At 42.3% G+C, this 19943-nt stretch carries 14 protein-coding genes; 8 read left to right on the forward strand and 6 right to left on the reverse strand.

The annotated features are described in order from the left end of the window. Positions 1-22: 22 nt before the first annotated feature. The gene (locus AC570I_RS03680) at positions 23-610 is read left to right on the forward strand and encodes a hypothetical protein (protein ID WP_316798327.1); all 588 of its coding nucleotides are present in this window, start codon (positions 23-25) and stop codon (positions 608-610) included. Positions 611-747: 137 nt separating this feature from the next. Here AC570I_RS03680 and AC570I_RS03685 read toward each other — a convergent pair whose 3' ends face one another. From AC570I_RS03685 to AC570I_RS03695, 3 genes are all read right to left on the reverse strand, one after another. Further along, entirely contained in the window at positions 748-1542 is a 795-nt protein-coding gene (locus tag AC570I_RS03685; RefSeq protein ID WP_497404385.1) for a S1/P1 nuclease, read from the reverse strand. 110 nt (positions 1543-1652) lie between these two features. Continuing rightward, positions 1653-2834 (reverse strand): AIR synthase related protein, encoded by a 1182-nt coding sequence (locus AC570I_RS03690; protein ID WP_497404636.1) that lies wholly within the window; start codon positions 2832-2834, stop codon positions 1653-1655. A 120-nt stretch (positions 2835-2954) separates the two neighbouring features. Further along, the gene (locus AC570I_RS03695; protein ID WP_497404386.1) at positions 2955-5129 is read right to left on the reverse strand and encodes a glutamine synthetase III family protein; all 2175 of its coding nucleotides are present in this window, start codon (positions 5127-5129) and stop codon (positions 2955-2957) included. Positions 5130-5332: 203 nt separating this feature from the next. Here AC570I_RS03695 and AC570I_RS03700 point away from each other — a divergent pair, with 203 nt between their 5' ends. Continuing rightward, positions 5333-6172, forward strand: a complete 840-nt coding sequence (locus AC570I_RS03700; RefSeq protein WP_497404387.1) for an energy transducer TonB — start codon at positions 5333-5335, stop codon at positions 6170-6172. A gap of 107 nt (positions 6173-6279) precedes the next feature. Here the strand turns inward: AC570I_RS03700 and purL are convergent, their stop codons facing one another. Then, positions 6280-9939, reverse strand: a complete 3660-nt coding sequence (gene purL / locus AC570I_RS03705; RefSeq protein ID WP_497404388.1) for a phosphoribosylformylglycinamidine synthase — start codon at positions 9937-9939, stop codon at positions 6280-6282. Between the two features lie 133 nt (positions 9940-10072). Here purL and gloA2 point away from each other — a divergent pair, with 133 nt between their 5' ends. The 4 genes from gloA2 to fbp all read left to right on the forward strand — a co-directional run bounded on the left by gloA2 (position 10073) and on the right by fbp (position 12993). Then, on the forward strand, positions 10073-10456 hold the full coding sequence (gene gloA2, locus AC570I_RS03710; protein ID WP_497404389.1) for an SMU1112c/YaeR family gloxylase I-like metalloprotein: 384 nt from the start codon (positions 10073-10075) through the stop codon (positions 10454-10456). A gap of 71 nt (positions 10457-10527) precedes the next feature. Next, positions 10528-11229, forward strand: coding sequence for a tRNA1(Val) (adenine(37)-N6)-methyltransferase (locus AC570I_RS03715; RefSeq protein WP_497404390.1), 702 nt, complete (start codon positions 10528-10530; stop codon positions 11227-11229). A gap of 173 nt (positions 11230-11402) precedes the next feature. After that, positions 11403-11894, forward strand: coding sequence for a metallophosphoesterase family protein (locus tag AC570I_RS03720; RefSeq protein WP_497404391.1), 492 nt, complete (start codon positions 11403-11405; stop codon positions 11892-11894). Between the two features lie 19 nt (positions 11895-11913). Continuing rightward, on the forward strand, positions 11914-12993 hold the full coding sequence (gene fbp, locus AC570I_RS03725) for a class 1 fructose-bisphosphatase (protein WP_497404392.1): 1080 nt from the start codon (positions 11914-11916) through the stop codon (positions 12991-12993). A 25-nt stretch (positions 12994-13018) separates the two neighbouring features. Here fbp and AC570I_RS03730 read toward each other — a convergent pair whose 3' ends face one another. Beyond that, on the reverse strand, positions 13019-13654 hold the full coding sequence (locus tag AC570I_RS03730) for a DUF6266 family protein (protein WP_497404393.1): 636 nt from the start codon (positions 13652-13654) through the stop codon (positions 13019-13021). 341 nt (positions 13655-13995) lie between these two features. On the opposite strand from AC570I_RS03730, the gene AC570I_RS03735 reads away from it, so the two are divergent. Further along, on the forward strand, positions 13996-14796 hold the full coding sequence (locus AC570I_RS03735) for a murein L,D-transpeptidase catalytic domain family protein (protein ID WP_497404394.1): 801 nt from the start codon (positions 13996-13998) through the stop codon (positions 14794-14796). A 5-nt stretch (positions 14797-14801) separates the two neighbouring features. Here the strand turns inward: AC570I_RS03735 and AC570I_RS03740 are convergent, their stop codons facing one another. Further along, positions 14802-16331: a L,D-transpeptidase family protein gene (locus AC570I_RS03740; RefSeq protein ID WP_497404395.1), complete on the reverse strand. Its 1530-nt coding sequence runs from the start codon at positions 16329-16331 to the stop codon at positions 14802-14804. 502 nt (positions 16332-16833) lie between these two features. On the opposite strand from AC570I_RS03740, the gene AC570I_RS03745 reads away from it, so the two are divergent. Further along, positions 16834-19938 (forward strand): SusC/RagA family TonB-linked outer membrane protein, encoded by a 3105-nt coding sequence (locus tag AC570I_RS03745; protein WP_497404396.1) that lies wholly within the window; start codon positions 16834-16836, stop codon positions 19936-19938. The last annotated feature ends 5 nt before the right edge of the window (positions 19939-19943 follow it).

The following is a 19943-nucleotide window of genomic DNA, read 5'->3' on the forward strand; positions in this document are numbered from 1 at the left end:
GTAAATTTTTAAATTGATTAAAATGAAAAATATATTATCAAAAATTATGGTCACAGCTAGCGTTATTGTATTATCAATGAGCGCTTGCAAAAAGGACCCTAATGCTGAAAAAGAAGTTTCAGGTACCGGTGGTACAACCATTGAATTAGCAAAAGGTAATCCAATTTCCGCTACAGGTACTGTTGGAACAAGTGTAGTAACATTAAATTACATTGTTGGAGAAAAACTTTTTCCTTCTAAAGTAATTCCTAAGCTAACCGTTTTCTATCTTACCAACACACAAACCAGCGCAACTGCTGTAAGTAGTTCTGTAAGGACTCAACTTTACACTGCTACAAACGTATCGTTGGCAGCTACCGCTTCACCGGTTGCTGGTGCACCTGTTGTAACTTCAATTGGCGCTTACGGTAACTCAGCTAACACTGTTTGGGGACTTACCTATACATTCCCGTTAAGTTCAATTGGCAAAGGCCTTTTCACAGTTAGCAACGGCGCTTCTTCTCAGTCAAGAGGTACAAGTATCATTATTGTAGCTCAGGATGCAGCGAATGTAACACTTGCTGAATACACATTTGCACTGTCAGAATTTGGGTTGAGAGCTGCTCTGTAAGCTTTTAATTCCTATATATTAAGCCCCAACCATCGGTTGGGGCTTTTTTGTGCCCGTTGAATAAGTTTAACAAAATATCTCAAAAAAAGCTTCGCATCGACGCGAAGCTTTTTTTTTATCCGGTATTTTATCTCCGGCTACTTATAAACCACTCCATTTTCAAACAACTGATTCAGTACACCTGCTAGGCGAATTCCGCCCATTTCAATGCGTCTATTTGCAATATCAATGTGCGATTGATAATAATCTTCTCCGAGTTTGTTATTGGCCTCAATCTCCTCATATAGCTTACTACTGATCCGATAACTTTCATACAGCCAATCAACCGGTGCGGCTCTTTGCCATCTTCTGATCTTCCTTTTTCCTATACGATCTATTGACGATAGCTGTGCGATGCTCAAACCCTGATGATCGAGCAGGCGGCTATCCCACAGGCTATGTAAATTTGTTCCCTTTCCGTCAAACTGTACCTGAATGGTATTGCCTCCTTTGTCTTCTGCTCTGCTCACATGCATGGGTTGATGAGCATCGCCCACCAGGTGTATGATAAACTTGAGCGCCACTACCTTTTGTACTTTTGTAGCATTAGGATCCTGAATGATTTGTTCATTCAGCTCCAGTGCACTCAATAAATTATCAGTTTTTAAGGTGGTAATACTATCCCTGAACTTTCGCCTGTTTAATCCTGCCGGAAGATTCACGAAATGCCAGTTAGCAGTGTTCTTATAAGCCGGTTGGTTGCGAACTTCGTCGGCCCATGAGGCCACGTCTACCATACTTTCATTCTCCAAAAGTAATTTTACAGCCTCTTTTGCTTTTATGCTGAGGTGTTGTTCTGCGATGGTGGCCACGGTTTTATGTCCGAAAAAGCCCCACGAACAAAACAAGAGTGCAATGCAAATTAGGGACATTGCTGTTGTTATTTTCTTCATGCCCGAAGATAGGCAGTCACAAGGTACGCTGTTGGATTGTGCGCTAAATTTTACACAAAAAAAGGCCCTGAACACAAGTTCAGGACCTTCACATGTATATTTCTTTCGATCTAATTATACACAAATGTACCTTTATCGCTTTCTATAGTCACCTGCTTTTGCGTTCCGCTTTCCACATGCCCGATAACCTGCGCATCGATGTTGAAGCTTTTAGAAATGGCAATGATATCATCAGCAATCTCCTGCGGCACATACAACTCCATACGGTGACCCATATTGAATACTTTATACATTTCCTTCCATTCTGTACCAGATTGCTCCTGAATCAGCTTAAACAGCGGCGGAACAGGGAAAAGGTTGTTTTTAATCACATGGATATCATCATTAACAAAGTGAAGCACTTTGGTTTGCGCGCCGCCACTGCAGTGAACAATACCGTTGATCTGGCTGCGGTAGCTTTCCAGTATCTTTTTAATCACCGGTGCATACGTACGGGTAGGAGAGAGTACCAGTTTCCCTACTGTAGTTTTACCGAAACCTTCAATCTCAATTTCCTCTGTAAGTTGTTTTTGACCAGAAAATACCAGGTCGAACGGAACCGCCGGATCGAAACTTTCAGGATAAGTTTCGGCCACCGATTTTTCAAAAACATCATGACGGGCCGAAGTTAAACCATTCGAACCCATGCCGCCATTATATTCAGTTTCGTAGGTTGCCTGACCATATGATGCCAAAGCGACAATAACGTCTCCCGGTTTAATATTATCATTGCTGATCACTTCTTCACGTTTCAGGCGACATGTAACCGTAGAATCCACAATGATGGTCCTAACCAAATCACCCACATCAGCAGTTTCACCACCTGTAGAGTAAATGGAAATTCCCTGTTCGCGTAAATCGGCTAAAATATCTTCAGTACCATTAATTACTTCGGCAATTACCTCGCCAGGAATCAGGTTTTTGTTACGGCCGATAGTAGAGGATAACAAAATGTTATCGGTTGCACCAACACAAATCAGATCATCAATATTCATGATAATGGCATCTTGTGCAATGCCTTTCCATACCGATAAATCTCCGGTCTCTTTCCAGTAAACATAAGCCAGTGAAGATTTCGTGCCTGCACCGTCGGCATGCATGATATTGCAGAAGGTCTCGTCGTTGCCTAAAATGTCGGGAATGATCTTGCAGAATGCTTTCGGGAAAATACCCTTATCGATGTTTTTGATGGCATTGTGCACATCTTCTTTTGAGGCAGAAACGCCACGTTGATTGTACCTGTTATCACTCATGTTGCCGCAAAGATAATGGAAAAAGTCGGGAGTCAGAAGGAAGAAATCAGAAGTTTTATGCATAAAAAGAGGCGTAAAGTTTTCACCTTACGCCTCTAAAAGCTTAAAACCTGAGGGTTTTTATTTCATGAATAACAATTCTCTGAATTTTGGTAAAGGCCAAACACTGTCATCAACGATTTGTTCTAATTTATCAGCATGGTAACGAATAGTGTCGAAGTAAGATTTAACTTTCTCGTCGTAAGCAATGGCTTTCTCACGTGTATCTTCGATTTTGTTGGTTACTTTACGCTCTTCAAGCATGGCATCAATGTTTGTCTTAACGATATCTAAATGCTCAGATAGTTTTTTAACAATTTCTAAAGATGCTTTGCTTTCTACACCGATTTCTTTTAAACCTTTAACATTAGCAATTAATGAGTTCTGGTAAGCGATAGCAGCAGGAATAATTGCTGTGTTAGCCACTTCACCCATTACACGTGCTTCGATCTGAAGTTTTTTGTAGAAGTTCTCCAACATGATTTCATGACGGGCATGAATCTCGCGTGCGCTATAGATACCGGTTGTTGCAAATAACTCAGCAGATTTATCTGTTAAGTAAGCGTCTAAAGCTTTTGGTGTAGTTTTGATGTTTGATAAACCACGTGCTGCAGCTTCATCCTCCCACTCCTGGCTATAACCATTTCCTTCGAAACGGATCGCTTTAGATTCTTTGATGTATTTTTTAATTACTGTTAATAAAGCGATATCTTTTTTATCACCTTTTTTGATCAGTTTATCAACCTCAACTTTAAATTTAGTTAATTGCTCAGCCATAATCGCATTTAAAATGGTCATTGGCGCTGAAGAGTTTGCAGAAGAACCAACTGCTCTTAATTCAAACTTGTTACCTGTAAAGGCGAATGGTGAGGTACGGTTACGGTCGGTGTTATCCAATAAAATCTGAGGGATTTTAGGGATGCCTAACCATAATGCGTTGTCTTCTTTGATTTTTTTGCTGATACGTGAGTGCTCAATCTCATCTAATACATCGTTCAATTGTGAACCTAAGAAGATCGAGATAATTGCTGGCGGCGCCTCGTTAGCACCTAAACGGTGATCGTTGCTTACCGATGCAATACTTGCACGTAATAAGTCTGCATGCTCACTAACCGCTTTAATTGTGTTCACAAAGAAAGCAAGGAACATTAAGTTATTTTTAGGTGTTTTACCTGGTGCAAGTAAGTTTTTACCAGTGTCAGTAATTAACGACCAGTTGTTGTGCTTACCTGAACCATTGATACCTGCATATGGTTTCTCATGTAATAATACACGGAAATGGTGACGGCGGGCAACTTTTTCCATCAAGTCCATCAACAATTGGTTGTGGTCGATAGCTAAGTTGATTTCTTCATAAATCGGAGCACACTCAAACTGAGATGGTGCAACCTCATTGTGACGGGTTTTCAAAGGAATACCCAATTTCAAAGCTTCGTTTTCGAAGTCTACCATGTACGTGAAAACACGCTCAGGAATAGAACCGAAATAATGATCTTCTAATTGCTGACCTTTAGCAGACATGTGCCCGAATAATGCACGGCCGGTTAATAATAAATCCGGGCGGGCATTGAATAATGACTCATCAACTAAGAAATATTCCTGCTCAATACCTAAAGATGCATTTACCTTAGTAATGCTTTTATCGAAATACTGGCAAACATCAACAGCCGCTTTATCAAGTGCAGCTAATGCTTTTAACAATGGAGCTTTGTAATCTAATGCCTCGCCAGTGTATGAAACGAATACAGTTGGGATACAAAGTGTTTTTCCTGCTTTGCTTTCCATAATGAATGCTGGAGATGATGGATCCCATGCGGTATAACCACGTGCTTCGAAAGTGTTACGAATTCCACCATTCGGGAAACTCGATGCATCAGGCTCCTGCTGAACTAAAGCACTTCCTGCGAATTTTTCGATAGCACCGTCGCCACTTGGCTCAAAAAACGAATCATGTTTTTCAGCTGTAGTGCCTGTTAAAGGCTGGAACCAGTGCGTATAGTGAGTGGCGCCAGCGCTCATTGCCCATGCTTTCATAGCTGTAGCAATTTGGTTCGCGTCGTCAGAATTAATCAGCTCACCCTGGTTAATAGATGAGATTAATTTTTCATATACGTCTTTAGATAAGAAATCTCTCATTTTTTTCTTATCAAATACATTAGCGCCGAAAAAGTCAGAAATTTTCGATGAAGGAGATTTAACTTCAGGTGAAATTCTGTTTTGAGCCTCTTTTAATGCGATGGTTCTTAAGCTTTTCATTAATCTATTTTGTTTTTTGTCAAAAATAGCATATTTTATTAATTTTTGTAAAACAATCGTATTTTTTATATCAATATTACAGAAAGTGAAATAAAAAAATGTTTTTTAAGCAGGTTTTTTCATTTTTTGTAAAGAAAATGCATTTTTTCATCGTTTTATGGAATCGCCGATTTTGTTGCATCATGGTATAAAAAACTAAAACTATGTTCAACTCTTCATTCAATCTGTACAAAACCGAGTGGCTCGATCTTGTATTTGCTAACCGCAACAAAAACTATGGTGCTTATGAGTTAAGATCCAAATCTTCTGCGATCACAACAAGAGCACTTTTTATTGCTTCAGCACTTTTCCTGCTACTCTTCTGCAGTCCGCTCATCTACAGCAAACTGGTTCCTAAAGAGATTATAGTAGAGGATAAGGCGAAACTGGTAACACTTGATAATGTGATCCATCAGATGAAGCCTAAAACAGAACCTGAAAAGAAAGCTGAACCTGCAAAAGCTGAGCCTGTGAAAGTAAAAACTGTTGCACTTTCTCAGAATATTGTCGTGGTAAACAAGGTTGATTTACCTGATCCTCCAACTGTAAAAGAAATCGAAAATGCGGTAATCAGTGATAAAACTCAGGAGGGTATCATCAGCCCTGCGGCTGTAGTAACCACAAGCACAGGAACCGGCGATGGAAACGGAACGGCAAAAGATGGAGAAGGCACGGGATCAAACGAACCTGTAGGGTTGGAAGGCGTTGATGAGTATCCTGAATTTGCGGGCGGTGCGAAAGCATGGTCGAAATACATGGAACGCAATTTACGTTACCCGTCACGTGCCCAGGAAGAAAATATTCAGGGAAAAGTATTCGTAAGCTTCGTAGTGGAACGGGATGGTTCAATTACTGATGTATCCGTAATCAGGGGAATCGGTTTCGGCTGTGATGAAGAAGCCATGAAAGTAATTAAGAAATCACCTCTCTGGAAACCAGGTAGAAATAAAGGAACCGCTGTACGCGTAAGGTATAATATGGCGATTAACTTTCAGATGATGTAATCAATAAAAATAATCGTCATTGCGAGGCACGAAGCAATCTTTTTCGAAGGATCAGATAAGATCATTATATAGATTGCTTTGTGCCTCGCAATGACGACAACTACATTTTATTTTTTTTCAATCCATTTCCTCGCATTCACAAAAGCTTCCATCCATGGCGAAACCTCATCTTTACGGCCTGCCGGATAGTTTGCCCAGTGCCACTGGAATAATGAACGCTCAATGTGTGGCATCATCACCAGGTGACGACCGCTTTCATCACACATCATAGCAGTGTTGTAATCAGAACCATTCGGACTGGCAGGATAACCTTCGTAAGCGTATTTAGCTACAATCTTATACTGGTCTTCGGCATAAGGTAAAGAAAATCTTCCTTCACCATGTGATACCCAAACACCCAGTGTGCTACCAGCTAAAGTCGACAACATCACCGAATTGTTTTCCTGTAACGTTAACGAGGTAAATATACTTTCGTGCTTACCACTCTTGTTGTGTAACATCTTCGGTTTAGCATCATGGTTTTTGTTAATCAGGCCAAGCTCCACAAATAACTGGCAGCCATTACAGATACCCACTGATAAAGTATCTTCGCGTGCAAAGAATTTCTCCAGTGCAACCCTGGCTTTATCATTATAAAGGAAGGCACCAGCCCATCCCTTTGCCGATCCCAATACGTCAGAGTTAGAAAAACCGCCGACTGCTCCGATAAACTGAATATCTTCAAGTGTTTCCCTGCCGGTAATTAAATCGGTCATGTGTACATCTTTTACATCAAAACCAGCTAAGTACATGGCATTCGCCAATTCACGTTCAGAGTTACTTCCTTTTTCACGGATAATCGCCGCTTTAGGTCTTGGTTTTGAAGCATCTATAACCGGTTTCTTTCCATCAAACTGATTAGGGAAATTATATTTTAAAACCTGATTTTTATAGTTGTCGTAACGTTCTTTAGCCAAACCATTTCCAGTTTGTCTGCTGTCTAACAAGTAAGAAGTTTTAAACCAGATATCACGCAGGTGATCAATGTCAAAACTCAGGTCGGTCGTTCCATTTTTAACACTCAGCTTAGCTTCACTCGTAACTGTACCAATTTTATGGAAGTCAACACCAGCCTGGCTTAATGCATCCGCTACAGCATCATCAGCCTGGAAAACAATTGCAATGTTCTCCGCGAATAATAATTTAATGATATCCTGCTCTGCCAAGGATGTTAAATCAATGGCTGCACCTAAATTACGGTCCGCAAAACACATTTCCAACAGGGTAGTAATTAAACCACCGCTACCAACATCATGTCCTGCATCAATTTTTCCATCCTTTATTAACTGCTGAAGTGCATTGAATGCTTTAGATAATTTGGCAGCATCTTTAACATCAGGAGTTTCAGTACCGATTTTATTTAAAATCTGGGCAAATGATGATCCTCCTAATTTATAAGTATCATTAGACAGGTTGATATAATAAATGGAACCACCGTCTTTTTGTAATACCGGCTCCACCACTTTTGTAATATCGTTACAGTTACCGGCAGCAGAAATAATTACGGTTCCCGGCGCAATGACATCGCCATCTTTATACTTCTGTTTCATCGACAGTGAATCTTTTCCCGTTGGGATGTTGATTCCCAAGTCAATGGCGAAATCCGAGCAGGCTTTAACCGCTGCATATAAACGGGCATCTTCGCCTTCGTTTTTACAGGCCCACATCCAGTTGGCTGAAAGCGAAACACTTTTCAAGCCGTCTTTTAAAGGTGCCCAAACAATATTTGACAGAGATTCAGCAATGGCATTGCGGCTACCGGCAGCAGGATCAATCAAAGCCGAAAGTGGCGCGTGACCTACTGAAGTGGCAATACCTTCTTTACCCTGAAAATCTAAAGCCATTACACCACAGTTGTTCAAAGGCAATTGTAAAGGGCCTGCAGTTTGTTGTTTTGCCACGCGGCCACCTACACAACGATCAACCTTATTGGTTAACCAGTCTTTAGATGCCACCGCTTCCAGTTGCAATACCTGCTCTAAATAGGTATTCAATTGTGCTGAATCATAAGCAACCGCTTCATAACCGCGGTCAACTGTATGATCTTCCATCACAATTTTCGGAGAACTGCCGAACATGTCTTTCAGCTCTAAATCCATTGGTTTAACACCAGTTGTTTCCGATTTGAAAGTAAAACGATGATCACCGGTTACCTTACCAACCGTGTACATTGGTGAGCGCTCGCGATCTGCAATTTTTTGTAAGGTTTCGATATGTTCATTTCCAATAACCAATCCCATTCTTTCCTGAGATTCGTTTCCGATAATTTCTTTTGCCGAAAGGGTAGGGTCGCCTACCGGAAGTTTATCCAGATTGATTAATCCACCGGTTTCTTCTACCAGCTCCGATAAACAGTTCAGGTGACCACCCGCACCGTGATCGTGGATGGAAACGATAAAGTTTTCTTCACTTTCTACCATTCCGCGAACTGCATTTGCTGCACGTTTCTGCATTTCCGGATTAGAACGCTGAATCGCATTTAATTCAATACCCGAACCATGCTGACCCGTATCTGCAGATGAAACTGCTGCTCCACCCATTCCGATTCTATAGTTTTCTCCACCCAGGATAACGATATTATCGCCTTCCTGTGGTTTTTGTTTTTGTGCCTGACTGGCTTTACCATAACCGATACCACCGGCAAGCATAATTACTTTATCGTAACCCAACCTGCGCGATTGCTCTTCGTGCTCAAATGTTAACACTGAGCCGGTGATTAACGGCTGACCGAATTTATTTCCGAAATCCGTTGCGCCGTTAGAGGCCTTGATCAGGATATCCATTGGTGTCTGATATAACCACTCGCGTTCTTCAACGCCTTTTTCCCACTCACGATTGTCTTCCAGACGGGAAAGGGCAGTCATGTAAACTGCAGTTCCTGCCAATGGCAAAGAACCTTGTCCACCCGCTAACCGGTCTCTGATTTCACCGCCTGAACCAGTTGCTGCGCCATTAAAAGGCTCAACAGTAGTTGGGAAGTTATGGGTTTCGGCTTTAATGGAAATGACCGAATCAAATTCACTTGTAGCATAGTATTCCGGAACATCGGCACGCTTCGGTGCAAACTGCTCCACTTTCGGACCTTTGATAAAAGCTACATTGTCTTTATAGGCCGATACAATATCATTGGGGTTTTCTTCGGATGTTTTGCGGATCAGTTTAAACAATGATGTAGGTTGTTCTACACCATCAATCACAAATTTACCGTTAAAAATTTTATGGCGGCAATGCTCAGAGTTTACCTGCGAAAAGCCAAAAACTTCTGAGTCTGTTAAAGGTCTTTCTAATCGTTTCGCAAGGGAATCCAGATACTCAACTTCTTCATCGCTTAACGATAAACCTTCTTGTTTATTAAATGCTGCAATGTCGCTGATCTCAAGAATGGGCTCAGGTTTGATGTTGATGCTGAACACTTTCTGATCAAGTTTGTCATATTTTTGTGAAAGCATCGGGTCGTAATCAGAAAAATCTTCGGCTACTGCTTTAAATTCTTCAATTCTGATCAGTCCCTGCATGTCCATGTTTTGTGTAATCTCCACAGCATTGGTACTCCATGGTGTAATCATGGCCGCTCTTGGTCCAACGAAAAAGCCACTTAAAGCTGTTTCCTGCGAGATTTTGGCACCGCCAAATAACCATTCAAGTTTAGTAATATCATCTGGAGAAAGCGTTTTGTCTGTTTGAACTACAAAAACCGCCTGCGATTGACTAAGGAAGAAATGAATCATGCTTTTTTTTTGAAAGCGCAAATTTAGGCTTTTTTCTGCAACTTTGCTTCATAATTCACTCATTCAATCATTCACACATTCATTCAATCCTTAATCGATTCGATCCTTCATTTATTCAAAACCAGATAAAACTATGTTCCTTCGAATTCATCACCTTGCCATCATCTGTTCCAGCTATGAAATATCGAAAGATTTTTATGTCAATAAATTAGGCTTTACAGTCGTTTCTGAGGCTTACAGGGCAGAGCGGAAATCCTGGAAGTTAGATCTTGCAGTAAATGGCATTTATCAGATTGAGCTTTTTTCTTTCGAAAACCCGCCGGCACGCCCTTCGCGGCCTGAGGCACAGGGATTGCGTCATTTAGCCTTCGAAGCGGCCGACATTGAAGAAGAAATCTCAAGATTAAATGGTCATGGTATTATTACTGAAGCCATCCGGGTAGATGAGTTTACTGGTAAAAGATTTACTTTTTTCGCCGATCCGGATGGATTACCTTTAGAACTATATGAAGCTTAGTCAAATCCGGTCGTCAGTTTCAAATAGCCCACGTTTCATAACTCACTTACCCCTTCTAAAGTCAGCAGTACATGAGCAGCTTTAAGTTTAAACAATTTGAGGTTAACCAGTCGGGTTGCGCCATGAAAATCAACACCGATGGCGTACTACTCGGTGCCATTGCGTCCCACAGATCGCCCCGACGTATTTTGGATATTGGCACGGGTACCGGGGTAATCGCGCTTATGCTGGCACAACGCTTTCCCACTGCCGACGTGGAGGCGGTAGAAATCGATCAGCAAGCCAGTGAAACGGCGGCGCAAAACTTCAGGAACTCCATTTTTGCTGATCGTTTAAACAGTAACCACGTGGCAATTGAATCCTATACTGAAGCCGGAAAATTTGATTTGATTGTATCCAACCCTCCGTTTTTTGTAAATGATATGAAAAGTGAGGAAAAGCGTAAGGAAATTGCGCGGCATACTGATTCGGTTTTCTTTGCCGCACTGGTTCATAAAATTAGTAAGCTTCTGGCAGATGATGGTTTATTCTGGTTGGTGTTGCCGGTGAAACAGGCTGCTGAAGTAGCCGCCATTGCGATTGACTATGACATATTTCTCACCAGTAGGTTAAACCTCCGTTCCGATGAAACGAAACCGGCATTCAGGCAAATCATCTGTTTTGGCAAAAAAGCCAGTGAATTAGTGGAAACTGACTTTTTTATTTACGATGGACCAAGACAACACACCCTGGCTTATCAAGAGGTATTGAAGGATTTTTTTCTTGCTTATTAACGGAAAATCAATCTGCAATCCATGTCAAGATTGTACAATATTGTCTGAGCAGTATAACAGTAAAATGATAAAAATAAAAACGGCACACTTCAGATATGCCATTTATTTACGGATCATTTAAACAAAAAAACCAGAACGGTTTTCAGTAAAATCCGTTATCTTCAAATTTAAAAATGAAAAAAATAGGTTTAATATCAGATACTCACGGATACCTCGATGAAGCGGTATTTAAGCATTTTGATGCTGTGGATGAGATATGGCACGCAGGTGATTTCGGGCCTAATGTTGCCGAACCCCTTGCAGCCTTTAAACCTTTGCGCGGGGTGTTCGGAAACATTGATACAGCAGACATCAGACAAGCCTTTCCTGAACAAAATCGATTTAGCTGTGAGGCTGTAGACGTATGGATGACACATATTGGCGGATACCCGGGACGTTATTCTAATTTCGTTAAACCTGAAATATACACTAAGCCGCCGAAATTATTCATTACCGGACACTCGCATATTCTGAAGGTGATGTACGATGAAAAAATTAAATGCCTCCACATAAACCCGGGCGCAGCGGGAAAACACGGCTGGCATAAAGTAAGAACGTTGATCCGTTTTTGTATAACTGATGAAAATATTCATACCTTAGAAGTAATAGAGTTATCGGGTAGATAATGTAAAAATTACACTAAGTATGGTTTGTGGCGTTAAAACACTAGGACAATTTATCATAGAAAAACAAGCAGATTTCCCTTATGCAAAGGGAGAACTTTCCAGGCTTCTCCGCGACATTGCGATTGCCGCCAAAATCGTAAACCGGGAAATCAATAAAGCAGGATTGGTGGATATACTCGGCCACATCGGAACCACTAACATTCAGGGTGAAAAACAAAAGAAACTGGATGTTTATGCCGATCAGCAATTCATTGCTGCGCTTACCAGTGGTGGAGAATGCTGCATTATTGCCTCTGAAGAAGAAGAAGAAATCATTCATATCGAATCGCCGGTTTCACAGAACGCCAAATACATTGTATGTATCGATCCGATGGACGGTTCATCCAACACAGATGTGAATGTGGCCGTAGGCACCGTGTTTTCTATCTACAGGCGAAAGTCACTGGAAGGCAGGGCAAGTATTTCCGATGTGCTGCAGAAAGGTACCGAACAGGTCGCTGCGGGTTACATCATCTACGGATCTTCGACTATGCTGGTTTACACTACAGGAAAAGGCGTTAATGGTTTTACCCTCGATCCTTCCATAGGTGAATTCTGTTTATCCCATCCGGAAATGACCATACCTGAAACAGGTGCCACCTATTCCATTAACGAAGGCAATTATGTACACTTCCCTGAGGGCGTAAAAAAATACATCAAGTACTGCCAGGTGGAAGATGAAGCATCAAACCGTCCTTATACTTCCCGTTATATCGGCTCGATGGTTGGCGATATCCACAGAAGTTTAATCAACGGCGGAATCTACATTTATCCAACAACAGCCCGGTCACCGGAAGGCAAACTCAGATTACTTTACGAGTGTAATCCAATGGCGTTCATCATTGAACAGGCAGGAGGGAAGGCTTCCACAGGTTTTGAACGTATTCTCGACATCCAGCCAACAGAAGTACACCAGCGTGTTCCCATCTTCGTGGGGTCAACAAAAATGGTAGAACTGGCAGAACAAATGATGTTGCAATACACAGACGTGCCCTTTTCCACTGCAGAAAAGGCAGATGCCAAGCTGGCAGATCTTGGCATCATAGGTGGAGTAGACTAAGGCTGTTCATCACGTCATTTAATGGTTAAAGCATAAACCGCCCTAAATACTGGCTGTCAGATTGAGCACTCCGATCGGCAGCCAGAAAACCAATATAAATATCCACCTCTTTATTGTGCAACTTTACCTTAGGTATCATTTTGAATTCGCCCGCTTGCCGGTAAGCACCGTCGAAAATTCTTTTATCAACTACCCCTGAAATTGCATCATACACTAAAACCATCAGCTGATCACCTCTGTGTTGCCATCCGGTGTTCGATTGTTCCCAGCTAATGCTCACTTCTTTACCAGCTCCGATTTCAACCTGGGGATTTACTGCTGGTGCAAGTATACCGCCGCTAATCTTTATCCGCTGTGGGTCAATAAAAAAGCCATCTGCATTTTGTTGAACCCCTTCTTTCATTGTGTAAGAGATTGCCCCTCTGAAGCCACCTGTCTTGGTATAATAACCAGCGAAGCCAACCCTCAGCACGTCAATAAAAGGTGAAAGGTAAGTACGAACCATTTTAAACTTAGCCTGGCTCAACAATTCCTTCGGCGTGAATTTCGTCCTCGGCCTGCGCTTTGCGCGGATGAAATATTCCTCACCAGTTTGATAGCCCTCAACAGGGCCAATTTTTCCCGAAAATCCATTTAGGATTCCATTTTTTAGTTTTCCCATAATATTGTTTTTTATTGAAGATAATCATAATCAGTATCTTATGCAAAACCTATAAGAATATTACACAAAACTTACCCAATCCTTGCACAGTTGCTGACTGGGTAACCACTGGGTGAGCACTGGGTAAGCACTGGGTAAACAGTGGGTAAATATGCCAGAAATACGAACGGGAAGTTCCTTTTTATAAGGAGTGGATTGATGACCAGCCGCGGGCATAATCATCACATTTATGCAATCTTTAGCCTCGTGATTTGTAGGGGAAATATCTTTTGGTTATATTTGTAACAAATAAATTACTAATCGCCTATTGAAAAAAACCTACCTAATCAAATCAATCATTTATGAGAAAATACGTTTTAGGATTGTCAGGTTTATTTATTCTAGTTTCTTCACTATTGTTTACTGCTTATAAAGGCAGCAGTCGCAAAGACGAAAACAAAATCAACAGTAAGGCCATGCCGCTTGAAAAAGCCTATGAAAGCTATGCGAAGCATGTATATGATGCCGCACACCTCCAGCAGGCCGGACTAGCGTTTCCAGTATTTGAAAAGGCCTTAACGGGTTATTACAATCTGGGTAAAGATGCGAAGGCTGCACACAATTCATTGCTTACTATTGCCGACTTTGACCAGCTGAGTACCAAAAAGCGTTTATATGTGATCGACCTGGAAAAAGATAGTATTGTGCTCAATACCTGGGTTGCCCACGGGCAGCGTAGTGGGGAAGATAATGCTGTAAAATTCTCCAATCAAAATGATTCTTTTAGCAGCAGTATTGGTTTTTACCTTACCGGAGAACAATATGTAGGTAAACATGGTCGCTCGTTGCGGTTGGAAGGTATGGATCCGGGGTTTAACGACAATGCACGTTTGCGTTCAATTGTCATCCACGGTGCGGATTATGTGAGTGAAGGAACCATTGCTGCGCTTGGCCGCCTGGGTCGTAGTCAGGGCTGCCCGGCGGTGTCGCCAGAGCTTTCTGATCAGCTCATTAACACGCTTGGATCAGGAAGTGTGCTTTTCATCAATAAATCTGATCAGCAATATCACTCCAGCTATTTAAATGAAAAGGAGGCTGCAGTTTACGCGAACCTCCCTGAACATGTTAGTGATTATACTTATGCTTCAGCTACGGTGGATTAAGCCTGTTAAAGGCGTCCTAAATAGGTGAAAAGCACCGCATCAAGTCCATAAATATCTCTTGCGAACCTGAGCTTTCCTGTTCCTGCATCCATCCAGCAGGTTTGATAGCTCAGGTAAACAGGTACTTTTTTATCCAGTGAGAGATTTTCTGCTTTTGGTGTTTTGCTAGCCATCTCTGTTTTAATTTTTTCAAATTTGCTGCCACTACCAAATAATGCCTGCGCCAGTTCGAGTGGTTTTTCAACCCGCACGCATCCGTGGCTCACCGCCCGAACCGGTAGTGAAAAAGCGGCTTTCGCGGGAGTATCGTGCAGATAAACGCTGCTCTGGTTATCAAAAAGAAACTTGATTTTACCAAGGGAGTTATCATCTCCCGGACGTTGTTTAAAGGTATAAGTTTTTCCTACTCCGGCAGCCGACCAGTCGATCGTTTCCGGATCATCAACTTTTTTTCCATTGTAAAACACATCGATATTATTGTTAGCAAGGTAGTAGCGGTCTTTTGCAGCCTGTACGCTTATCTCGTTTGTAGCGATGCTTTCGGGTATATTCCAAACCGGGTTCACCTGAACACTGTGGATTTCACTGCTCAGCTGTGGGGTTTCGCGGTTAAATGGCCTGTCTTTTTTCAGGTCATTTTCATCATATTCAGTGAGGGCAACAGCGGCGTTATCGTTACGACCTTCACCTACACAAACCTTCATCGCAAGCTCAACACGGTTCTGGTTGATCACCTGAAGAGAAAAATCAGGTATGTTCACAAATACATATTTATCCTGTGTGGGTCTGTTTTTCCAGCGCATGCGTTCCAGGTTTACTTTGAGGATGCGGGCTGTTTCTTCTGCCGAAAAACCCGGGGCGGTCTGCTTATCTGCTAAGGCAGCCTGCATCAATAAATAAGCCTTATCTTTGGGTTGTATGCTATCCAGAAAAGCGTCCAGGTCTTTGGTTTCAAATACTTTTGTAAAGCTCACTGAATCTGGTCTTTTTGTTGAGGTATAATATTGTGCATAAATGCGTCGTGGGGAGATGACACCAAACTGCATGGCATTTGCATAATCTGTAAGGCTTGAAGCAGCAGCGATTTCCAGTCCCACCAATACAGCATAAGCTTCGTCTACATTTTTAACTGATTCCTTATCGTAGATTTTACTAATGAAGCCATTTAGTTTTTCCAGTCTGAACATTTCCACGGGCAGACCGTGGGCCGATACCCCGGCAATACGGAGTGCGGCTTTTTTGATGCTGCTGTCAGCCAGGAACTTCATGGTTAAAACCGGTTCATAATCTTTGGCAGCATATAGCGCTGCGGTGAAATCCGGATTGCGTAAGCTTTTGTCTGCTGTGATAGCGGCTTTCAGATTTTCTGCAAAAACCTCCGCATCAATTTCTTTAAAAACTTTATTTCCGCTTTCTTTTGCCACCAGGGCACCAATATCCGAACGACTTCTTTTACAACCTTCAAACATGAACAGTAGCGCAGAAAGTACAATCAAAAATAATCCGGCTATAACCGGACTCGGGAATCTCTTCATTATCATACCCCTATAAATACAAAAAACCGCAAATTGTTTTGGTGAATCTATTCAGGCTTATTCGCCGGTTATCTGCTGAGCAAACATGTGGCATCGTGAATAAAGGATTTCTATGATAAGGGTCCTGGTAAATTTTATTAAATAAATATATAATCTATGGTTTTGGTAGATTAAATTTAATTTTCTATGTTTGCTTCATCATGAACAAAGCATTACCACCACTGCTAAAAGCATTTAAGTTATTTGATTACAGGATCTTGAATCATCTTATCTCTTCCCCGAAATTGATTCCCTGTTGTAGGTAGCCATAATTCCAAATCAAGATATTTTCCAACCAGTCCTATCTCAATTTAAACATATGTGTTAAAACACCTCATAAAATAACCGGCAAGGAAGCCTTGCCGGTTGCTCAGGAATATCAACTCTGTAACGCCAATCACGCGTTGATATCCTCCAGTTTTCAGCCAATGAACCGAATCATTAACATAAAACCCAGTTAAATATGGACATATTTCTCCATAAGAAAAAGTATTTTATACGGTCGAGCCTTGTTTTTCTTCTTCTGCTTATTACCGCAGGTGCATCTGCCCAGGTAGAACCGCCGCCAATAATCAATTCCAACCTCCAGGGGATCGTTAAGGATTCTTTAACCAGGCAACCCCTTCCGGGTGTGGTGGTACGGATTAAAGGCGTTACGCACTCAGTATCCACAGATGGAGATGGAAAGTTTGTATTTGTTACCGGACAAAAGCTTCCCTATACCTTAATTTTAAGCTACATCGGTTATCAAACCAAAGAAATTGTGGTAAACCAGAGTCCGGTAACCATTATGCTTAAGGAAACCAGTAGTCAGTTAAACGACGTGGTGGTGGTTGGATATGGCACGCAGACCCGAAAATCATTAACCGGTTCTGTCTCCACAATCGCAGTTGATGAAGTGAGAAATAAACCAACCGCAACTTTTGCAGAACAGCTACAGGGTAAGGCACCCGGATTACAGGTAAGTACATCCACCGGTATTCCGGGTGATGGACTGTTTATCCGAATCAGGGGAACAACTTCTATCAATGCCAGTAACGATCCGCTTTATGTGATAGACGGCGTTTATGTCAATAACAGTTCCCTTCAACGCATTACTACCCAGGGACAGGCCAATAATCCGCTATCCGACATCAATCCGGAGGACATTGAGAATGTAACGGTACTTAAAGATGCTGATGCCACGGCAATTTATGGTGCGCGGGCGGCAAACGGCGTGATTGTGATTACCACCAAACGTGGTAAATATAACACCGGACCGAAAGTAAGCCTGAATACCTATATAGGTTTCGCTAAAAATCCTAAGCTGTGGGAGCTGGTAACAGGACCTCAGCATGCAGAGCTGATCAATGAATTCTACCGGAATTCGAACGCTGATGCCATTGCAGCGGCAGCCGCTACCGGTACAGCACCGGTTACCACCTATCGCTTTCAGCCTTTCAGGGCATTGACAGATAACCCTGGTGCTTCACCAGCACCCCGGGGCTTGCCTCAGGATCAAAAAACATACGACCGTTTAAGCAAAGCCTTCCGCACCGGATTTCTGCAGAATTATGATGCATCGGTATCAGGTGGAAATGATAAAACCACTTATTACATCGGTGGGGGCCTCAATAAGCAGGAGGCAACACTCAAAACGAACGACTTTCGCCGTGGCAGTTTTAAAATCAATCTGGATCAGAAAATCGGCGACCGCATTACCATTGGTACAAGCAATATCATTACGCAAACCTACCGCACCAATGCCCGGGTAGGGGATGGTCCTCAGGGCGGTATTCTCCAGTCGGCCCTGCACACACCAACTTACCTGCCCGAGGTAAATGCCGACGGCACACCAGGAAAATGGGCAGGATTTGATAACCTCGACATTCTGCTGGCGAATACCAATATGAACAGTACCAGTAACCGCTTAATCAGCAATGTATATGGCGAGGTGAAGATTTTTAAAGACCTGACATTCAAAACCAGCTGGAGTGTGGATTATAACCAGTATAACGAATATCAGTACTGGAACAGCCTCACTAACCTGGGCATTGCCAATAAAAACCTGGGTTCGAACAGTGTAAGCAATAATACCATCTGGACAAACGAGCAAACTTTAAATTATAATCATACGTTTGGAAAGCATGCTTTTGGTGCTTTAATTGGTAACTCGCTGCAAGGTTCGGTAACCAATCAGGTACTGGCCACCGGAACGAATTACCCTAACGATTCATTCCAGCAGATTGCTTCTGCCGCAACCACTACCTCTTCCGCTCAGGAATCAAAATATAAGCTTTCTTCATTCTTTGCCCGGCTAAACTACAACTACAATGGCAAGTACTATGCGGTGTTTAGTATTCGTGGCGACGGCTCATCCCGTTTCGGTACCAACCATCAATGGGGCTATTTCCCATCGGGCGGTTTGGCCTGGAGGGTTAAAGGAGAAAACTTCCTGAAAGATGTAACCTTTATTAGCGACTTAAAACTTCGTGGAAGCATTGGTATCACGGGAAATCAGAACGGCATTAATGATTTTGCTTCGCGTGGCCTTTGGGGTGCCGGTGCAAACTACCTGAACAATCCCGGAACTACCCCTTCACAGCTTGCTAATCCTGACTTAAAATGGGAAAGTACGCGTCAAACGAATATCGGACTTGATTTAAGCCTTTTTAAAGACCGCCTGACCATTAGCGGAGATGTTTACGAAAAATACACCAGTAATCTTTTGCTCAATCTTCCGTTGGCATCCAGCAAAGGCTTCTCCTCAATCTTAACGAACGCCGGGGAAATGAGCAACAAAGGGCTTGAGCTGAACATCAGCAGCACCAATATCGACAATAAACTGAAGTGGAATACCAACTTCAACATCTCCAGAAACATTAATAAAATTGAAAAGCTGCCAACACCTGTGGTAGCTGCCTATGCTGCCCAGAGAATGGTTCAAGGCTTATCGATGTATACTTTCTTTGTTTATAACCAGCTTTATGTCGATCCGCAAACCGGTAATTCGGTTTACGAGGATGCTGACAAAAACGGCGTGATCAATTCGAATGACCTGGTGCCTGCAGGGAATGCGTTGCCAAAGTTTAGCGGCGGGATCACCAACAACTTCAGCTATCAAGGATTCGATTTGTCGGTGTTTTTCAATTTCGTGTACGGAAATAAAGTGTATAACAACAATAATTATTTTCTGGAAGGTGGGGGTACCCGCGATGCCAACAGGGCAATGGATATTTATCAGCTGAGCCGGTGGCAGAAGCCTGGCGACATAACTGATCTGCCACGTCTTACTGCCTATGGCCAGAACTATACGTTAAGTCCAACCAGCAGAAATATCGAAGATGGTTCTTTCATCCGCTTAAGCAACATCACACTGGGCTACAACCTGCCCAAAGCTTTTATCAAAAAAGCCCGGATGTCGGCGGTAAGGGTTTATGCCAGCGGCTCGAACCTGGCTTTATGGACAAAATATAAAGGTCCGGATCCGGAGATCAATGTTTCATCGTCGGCCACTGTTCTGGGCTACGATTTAGGCACGCCTCCAATGCCGAGAACTTTTCAGTTGGGCGCAAATATCACCTTTTAATTCCT

This window comes from Pedobacter sp. A2324 (assembly GCF_059693705.1).